The sequence below is a fragment of the Microcystis sp. LE19-131.1A genome (assembly GCF_027532015.1).
Lineage (GTDB): Bacteria > Cyanobacteriota > Cyanobacteriia > Cyanobacteriales > Microcystaceae > Microcystis > Microcystis ichthyoblabe_A.
Map to the genome: position 1 here is coordinate 36618 of NZ_JAPZSS010000005.1, position 7132 is coordinate 43749.

Genomic DNA, 7132 nt, shown 5'->3' on the forward strand with positions numbered 1-7132 from the left:
AGCCTATTTGCTCCCAATTGCGGGAATTGCAGCTAAAATTTCCCCTTTGATTTTCCGGTTTAATTTCGGAAAGCGATCGCATAAAGCTTGGACTAATTTCTCACATCCGTGTAACAAAACATCAGTAGTCGGTAACTGAAAATCTCGCTCATATTTGGCAATAATACGCTCAGTGGCTGCTGCGGTGAGATTTTCGTGATTAATCGCAATAGCGATAACTTTAGTGGGAGAAATTGCCTCAATTAGTGAAATTTCTTCCTGTAATTTTGGCATGGCTAAATGAGGAAAATCACAGCGAAATTTTCGGGCTGGGGGATGTTGTAAAATAATCCCATCGGGCCTACTTCCTTTCAAAATTCCCACGGAACTCATAAAAGCAGGATGACTCAGAGAACTTTGTCCTTCCACTAAAATAATATCGGGTTTTTCTTGCTCAAAAGCTTGAACCACAGCATTTTCAATTTCACCGATGACAAATTGAGAAACCAAAGCATCGATCGAAACCCCATATCTTGCTCCCTGCATCAAGCTAGTTTGTCCAGTAGCGACTAAGACAGACTTAATACCCAAGCCTTGGAGAGTTTGATTAACTGCCACCGCAGTGGTCATTTTTCCGCAAGCACAATCGGTTCCTAAAAAGGCAATAACGGGGATATTGACTTGGGAAATTTGCCCAGTAAATACATGAAGATCAGCTAATTGTGGTGGTTTACGAATGTCTGTAATTTGTACACCATACTGACTAGCTTGCTCCCTAAATTCTAAATCTTCGGAGAAGAATTGATGCAAACCATTAATAATATCCATTCCTGCTGCCATTGCTTCTAAAATTAGCAGCCTTTCTAGGGGGGGAATAAACGCTTCTAAGGGTGCTTTGCCGTAGATATAACAATTGGGAACATCTCTAAGTTTTTCTAAGGCTGTTTGTAAATTGGCAAAAATGGGAATATGATTTTTTTTGTCTCCTAATGCTTCTCCCGCATCTTTTCCTGTTAAGGAACTATCCAGCACACCAACAATTGTATATATTTCTGATTGTCGGATCAAGCCAGCTGCCGTTTTTCCATCCACACGTCCAAACTGATTTTCACAGTAAATTAAAGCCGTTTTTTTCGTTGATACCACTTTCTTAATCTCCTGAATATTAGATAATTGAAATTTCACTCCTAACTCCCAGTAAGTAGGGAGGCACAATTATTTGTAGGATGGTTTAGCGGTAGCGTAACATGAGCGGGCGTTGGTTTTCATGCTTCAACCCAACCTACGTTCATCTTATATTTAATTCCACCCACCTACTTAAGACTATTTATTCTTCTTCTTCTTCTTCTTCTTCTTCTATAGCATAATTATCTGGATCGATAATATCGTCTAATTCTTCTAACATTTGCGAATCGGGATGAGCATCAGATTGACGTAATTTTAATCTTCCTGTCCGTTCTAACCAATAGAGAAGGGTTTCTTTGGAAGTTATCTGCATAACAGGAATTGCCTGATAGCGAGGTTCTTGACTAAGAGAAGGATTAAATTTCATACCTGTTGAATTTCCTTTGAGAAGTTATCTCTATTGGTGGTTCTATTGTTGATCACGAAGCAACCCACAAAAAACTGAAAAAAATTGTCAAGTTTAGCAAAGTAAAAAAGTTCAGCTGTCAGATTTACTATTTGGACAGATAGATAGAGTCGGTTCCAATATATGCTCCCGATACTTGGGATGCAGACTCTATGGTGTAAATTAAAGTTTTCCTGTCTCGCTCAACTTAAATGTCAATCCTACGGTTTTTATCTAGCTAACGGAAAAGGTGATTAATAACACCAAAGCAACCAACAAAACCGCCCCTACTCCTTGCAAAATATACCATTTTTGCTGTTCTAAAGATGGGGATTTTGATAGATAAATCTTGGGTCCGCTACCATAGTTATTGATGATTCCTTCATCATCTACTGTATAGCCCTCTGGGAGAGGTATATTAAGTGATTGATAGTTTTGCCCGTTTATATCTAGTTTAACCTCAGCAGGAATTAATTCACTTCCATCGCTTGGGGAATAGACTGTCGCACCTGTCTCTTGATTAGATTTAGTAGAGTAGTGCATGATCATCTCTCTTCAAAATCTGAGTATAACACAGAATAAGGCGAAATGGTTTTTAGGCTAATTTTTTCCTAGGGCTTTAATCAGCAAATTTGGCTAATGTCGGCAAATTAAAGCAAAAAATATGATTTTATAACTTGACAAAGCTAGATAAAAACATTTAGTCATCTCGCTATTCACTTTTTAGCATACCAGCGCCATAAAACTCGGGCTAAACGTTGGGGATCGTGACGAACTTTGGCAGTAACTTCATCTTCTGCCATTACATTCGCTAAAACAATGCGATAACCCATTTTTCCCACCTCCTCGCGATCTAAAAAGACAGGATGACTATGCTCTTGGGCGTATAATTGTAGAGATTGGGGCGATGGTGCAGTTCTTTGGGCTAAAACCGCATCAAAGACGCGTTCTTCGCAGACTCCTTCGATCGCTCGCAAATGATCTGCCACCGAATAATTATCCGTTTCCCCCGGCTGGGTCATAATATTACAAACATAGACGCGGGGGACTGTCACCTGTGCCAGGGCCTGACGAATTGCGGGAACCAACAAATTAGGGATAATACTGGTATAAAGACTACCCGGCCCGATGATAATATAATCTGCTTCCTTAATTGCCGCTAAAGCAGCCGGTAAAGCGACTGGATCGGCAGGATGACAGCCAATCTGACGAATTTGCCCCATAGCTTCGGTTATCTTTGATTCTCCCTCAATAGTGCGCCCATCGGCTAACTTAGCCCAAAGACTAACATCGGTAAGGGTAGCAGGTAGCACTTTACCGCGAATGGCCAAAACTTTGGCACTAGCATCGATCGCCTGTTCCAGATCGCCGGTAATCTCGGTCATAGCGCTGATAAATAAATTACCAAAACTGTGGCCCGATAAACCATCCCCGGTATGAAAGCGATATTGAAACAATTCCGTTAATAACTTTTCCTCATCGGCTAAAGCGGCGATACAATTGCGAATATCCCCCGGGGGTAAAATGCCCATTTCCCGACGTAATCGGCCCGAAGAACCGCCATCATCAGCTACGGTGACAATAGCGGTGATATTGGAACTATACTGTTTTAAACCGCGTAAAAGCGTCGATAAACCCGTACCGCCACCGATCGCCACAATTTTTGGGCCGCGATGGAGACGACGATGGGCCCGTAGGCGATCGACTAATTCCTCCGATGCGTCTGGTTGTAGTGCTTCTGTAATCGTTTCGACGGTGCGACTCTGACCCCAGAATAACAAAAAGACACCCAGCAAAACCGCCAGCGGCCCGGAAACAGAATTGGGGACTAAACGTGCGGTCGTTTCTAATGCTTGGGAAACAAACTCTAAAAAGCGATTAACTGGGGTTAATTTTACCCAAATAGCCAAACCGAAGGAGGTGAGAAAAACGCCGGCTAAACTGATTAAAAGCCAGCGTTTGACAAAAAGACCGGGAGAAAGCCATTTAAACCAACGATTAACCCGTTTAGGCGTTTTTCTGCCCACAGAAGCGGCTATTTTCCCCTTCTGAGCGTTGAGTTCCCGTAGCGTCTGTTTAAATGGACTCATAGATGTGGCCTGGCAGCGAACGCATTGATTCTGGAGAGACTGTAGCCGAAAAAGGGGACAAACTCAAGCTGACCTAACCTCCCACTTGGGAATAGGCTGCCTCAGAAATTGTGGGAATATCGGCGTATTTGCCGATAACCGACTGTATAATGCTGTAAACACAGGCGGCAAATGCTCCCAAAAAGACGACGTTAAAAAGAGTTTCTACCACTAAATTCGCCCCACCCCTAGCGACGAAATCTAAGACCAATCGCAATAAAGACACCAAAATATCGATTAAAATCGCCTGCATGGTGTTAAACCGGATAAAATGACTGATGCGGGGATTGCGTACCACGGCGAAAAAGAGGACGAAAAAGATAATTAAACTGCCAAAGCTTCCCAGAGAACTATAGAGAAAAGCTAGGGGATATAAGGCTATTGCTAAGGCCGCTCCTAAAAAAGGAATTTGCTGGAAGATAAAGATACCGAAGGCAAAAGCGGAATATAAGGGTAAAAGATATACTAAAGCTGCAAAAATGCGATCTTTTGTATCGGTTGAGCCGCGCCAAGTCATAATCTATTGTCTCCTGAGACTACTGCTAACTCTCTTCAAGATAACCCGGCAGCCCACCAGACTTCCCATAACCAAAGAAATTGATTGAGGCCGAACACTGTTGGGCCTCGATCGAGTTATTCTCAAACAGAGACGGGGTGCTTGATTTCCTGTAACAGAGCCAGATATTCCTCCTTAAAATACTTTAGGGTACTTAAAATCGGATTGGGGGCGCTTTGACCAAGACCACAAAGACTGGTTTCTTTGACCATCTGACAGAGATGTTCTAGGTTTTCGAGGTCGTGAATATCGGCCTTTCGAGCGATAATTTTGGCCAATAATTCAAACATTTGTACTGTTCCCGTGCGACAGGGGATACATTTACCACAGGACTCCTCGCGACAGAATTCCATATAGAATTTCGCCACTTCCACCATGCTGGTGCTATCATCCATAACCACCATACCCCCGGATCCCATCATCGAACCGAGTTTGGCTAAGGATTCGTAATCCACGGGAGTATCGAGTAAATTAGCGGGAATACAACCCCCAGAGGGGCCGCCGGTTTGTACCGCTTTCACCTGACCATCGGGAACACCCCCCCCCATCTCCTCGACAATTTCCCGGAGACTAATACCCATCGGCACTTCAATCAGCCCATTATTGCGGATTTTTCCCGTTAAAGCGAAGATTTTTGTGCCTTTACTGCTGGCAGTACCGATATTGGCATACCAAGCGGCTCCCTCGCGGATAATAGCGGAGATATTAGCGTAGGACTCCACGTTATTAATCAGGGTGGGACAACCATCGAGACCCGATTGGGCCGGATAGGGGGGACGGGTGCGGGGAGTGCCGCGGCCGCCTTCAATGGAATGGATGAGAGCGGTTTCCTCTCCACAGACAAAAGCTCCCGCCCCGATGCGGATATCCACCTTAAAATCGAAAGTGGACTCGAATACTTGGGAACCCATTAAACCGAATTTTTTGGACTGATTAATCGCTTTTTGCAGACGATCGATCGCTAGGGGATATTCGGCTCTAACATAGATATAACCATGATCAGCCCCCACGGCATAGGCAGCGATCGCCATTCCTTCTAGGACTAAATGGGGGTCACTTTCCAAGACACTACGGTCCATAAACGCCCCGGGGTCGCCTTCATCAGCATTACAGATAACGTATTTTTGTTTACCCGGTTGTTTAGCCACCGTCGCCCATTTTAAACCGGTGGGATAACCGGCACCGCCTCGGCCGCGCAAACCGCTTTTGGTGATTTCCTCCACCACCTGGGCCGGAGTCATCTCGTAGAGGGCCTTGTAGAGAGATTGATAACCCCCGACGGCGATATATTCCTCAATGCGATCGGGATCGATTTTACCGCTATTTTCCCGGACAATTTTGACCTGATGGGAGAAAAAGGGATGTTTTGAGTCCCCTAATTGCACCTCGGTTTTGCCGCCGTTTAAGGCCGCAATAATGCTGGCCGCACTTTCCGGGGTGACTTCTTCGTATAGGAGATCCTGGGGATCCACTTCCACTAACGGACCGCGACCACAAAAACCCATACAACCGACCCCCACCACTTCGACTGTATCCTCTAGGTGTGCCTCTTTGACGGCAGTGGCGAGGTTTTTTTCGATTTGGAGGGAGTTAGCAGCTTGACAACCGGTGGAAGTGCAACAATGCACCCGGATGCTTTTTTGTCTAGCTTTTTCTTTTGCGGCCACTGCCAATAATTCTTGTAAGTCCATATTTTTCTCAATCCACTAAAGTGAAAAATTACTGGGAGAAACTCTGTAGTTTCGCCAAGACAGTTTCCGAATCTTGTTTCGGGGCCACGACTCCATCGAAGACCACGGCCGGTGCAATCCCACAGGCCCCGATACAACGGGCCGACACTAGGGAAATTTCTCCATCGGCGGTGGTTTCTCCCACTTTGACATCAAAGCTGTTTTCGATGTCTTCGAGGATTTTGCCACTGCCTTTGACATAACAAGCAGTCCCCATACAGACGATACAGGTGTGTTTTCCCGCCGGTTTCAGGGAAAAGAGATGATAGAAGGTTGCTACCCCATAGACGCGACTGAGGGGCAGTTTTAGCGCCCGGGCAACGTAGAGGAGAACATCTTCTTCTAGGAATCCGAAGGCCTCTTGGGCTTTGTGCAGGACTTCAATCAGGGCTGATTGATTATATCCTGCTCGCTTCATGGTGATGTCGAGGACTTTGAAGCGTTTATCGCCACTGGGATGCTCTTTTTTCTCCGTTTGACGAGGATTGGCAGTTTGCATAAATCTTAACCAAATAAATTTTAGGGGCGATGACGGGAAAAAGATGGAGAGTTGTCGGTTTTCCTTGGTCATCTCCCTGCTTTTATTCTGACACTGGCTCCGGAGGGCGATCGATAACTTTATCTTTCCTTTAGTTATTGGGGGATATTCAGTTATCAGTGACCAGTTATCAGTTATCAGTCAGGGATTAGGAGATGGGGTAAAAAGCTGCACTTGTCTCAACACTATAACACCCTGAAGCAATGGTTTTTTTGCGGGAAGCATCCCCCTCTCATCGTAGGTTAAGGGGATGAGGTCATAACAATATGTTGCCAAAGGCGACTTTTCAGAATACAATAGAGAAGAGTAGTCATTCATCGCTCAGATTAGTTAAGATGACATTACATGACTAATAATATTGACCATGATCGCTTATTTAAGGAGTTAATCTCCACCTTTTTTCTCGAATTTATCGAGTTATTTTTTCCTCAAGTAATGGATTATTTAGATAGGGACTCGATTACTTTTTTAGACAAAGAAGTATTTACTGATGTCACGGAAGGAGAAAGGTATGAAAGCGATTTAGTCGCACAAGTTAAGTTTAGAGGAAAAGAATCTTTTTTTCTGATTCATCTGGAGGCGCAGGAAAGTTCCCGCAAGTGGTTTAATCGGCGAATGTTTACTTATTTT

At 44.4% G+C, this 7132-nt stretch carries 7 protein-coding genes and 1 pseudogene; 1 reads left to right on the top strand and 7 read right to left on the bottom strand.

The features are described 5' to 3' along the window. Positions 1-3: 3 nt before the first annotated feature. The 7 genes from O9323_RS00345 to hoxE all read right to left on the bottom strand — a co-directional run bounded on the left by O9323_RS00345 (position 4) and on the right by hoxE (position 6463). Positions 4-1164 (bottom strand): N-acetyltransferase DgcN family protein, encoded by a 1161-nt coding sequence (locus O9323_RS00345; RefSeq protein WP_004158270.1) that lies wholly within the window; start codon positions 1162-1164, stop codon positions 4-6. Positions 1165-1306: 142 nt separating this feature from the next. Beyond that, positions 1307-1531 (bottom strand): DUF3134 family protein, encoded by a 225-nt coding sequence (locus O9323_RS00350; RefSeq protein WP_069475198.1) that lies wholly within the window; start codon positions 1529-1531, stop codon positions 1307-1309. 252 nt (positions 1532-1783) lie between these two features. Further along, on the bottom strand, positions 1784-2092 hold the full coding sequence (psb34, locus tag O9323_RS00355) for a photosystem II assembly protein Psb34 (protein ID WP_288124517.1): 309 nt from the start codon (positions 2090-2092) through the stop codon (positions 1784-1786). A gap of 173 nt (positions 2093-2265) precedes the next feature. Then, positions 2266-3639, bottom strand: a complete 1374-nt coding sequence (locus O9323_RS00360; protein WP_004158276.1) for a gluconeogenesis factor YvcK family protein — start codon at positions 3637-3639, stop codon at positions 2266-2268. A gap of 73 nt (positions 3640-3712) precedes the next feature. Then, positions 3713-4195 (bottom strand): Tic20 family protein, encoded by a 483-nt coding sequence (locus tag O9323_RS00365; RefSeq protein ID WP_288124518.1) that lies wholly within the window; start codon positions 4193-4195, stop codon positions 3713-3715. 122 nt (positions 4196-4317) lie between these two features. Further along, a complete protein-coding gene (gene nuoF, locus O9323_RS00370; RefSeq protein ID WP_004158281.1) occupies positions 4318-5925 on the bottom strand; it encodes an NADH-quinone oxidoreductase subunit NuoF in 1608 nt (535 codons plus the stop codon). A 28-nt stretch (positions 5926-5953) separates the two neighbouring features. Further along, positions 5954-6463, bottom strand: a complete 510-nt coding sequence (hoxE, locus tag O9323_RS00375) for a bidirectional hydrogenase complex protein HoxE (RefSeq protein ID WP_004158282.1) — start codon at positions 6461-6463, stop codon at positions 5954-5956. 384 nt (positions 6464-6847) lie between these two features. On the opposite strand from hoxE, the pseudogene O9323_RS00380 reads away from it, so the two are divergent. Then, positions 6848-7132 (top strand): annotated as a pseudogene (locus O9323_RS00380) (flagellar assembly protein H); the annotation flags it as partial.

Excerpts from the sequence above, each read along its gene's own strand:
- O9323_RS00350 (WP_069475198.1), bottom strand. The coding sequence starts at position 1,531 with ATGAAATTTAATCCTTCTCTTAGTCAAGAACCTCGCTATCAGGCAATT.
- psb34 (WP_288124517.1), bottom strand. The coding sequence starts at position 2,092 with ATGCACTACTCTACTAAATCTAATCAAGAGACAGGTGCGACAGTCTAT.
- O9323_RS00360 (WP_004158276.1), bottom strand. The coding sequence starts at position 3,639 with ATGAGTCCATTTAAACAGACGCTACGGGAACTCAACGCTCAGAAGGGG.
- O9323_RS00365 (WP_288124518.1), bottom strand. The coding sequence starts at position 4,195 with ATGACTTGGCGCGGCTCAACCGATACAAAAGATCGCATTTTTGCAGCT.
- nuoF (WP_004158281.1), bottom strand. The coding sequence starts at position 5,925 with ATGGACTTACAAGAATTATTGGCAGTGGCCGCAAAAGAAAAAGCTAGA.
- hoxE (WP_004158282.1), bottom strand. The coding sequence starts at position 6,463 with ATGCAAACTGCCAATCCTCGTCAAACGGAGAAAAAAGAGCATCCCAGT.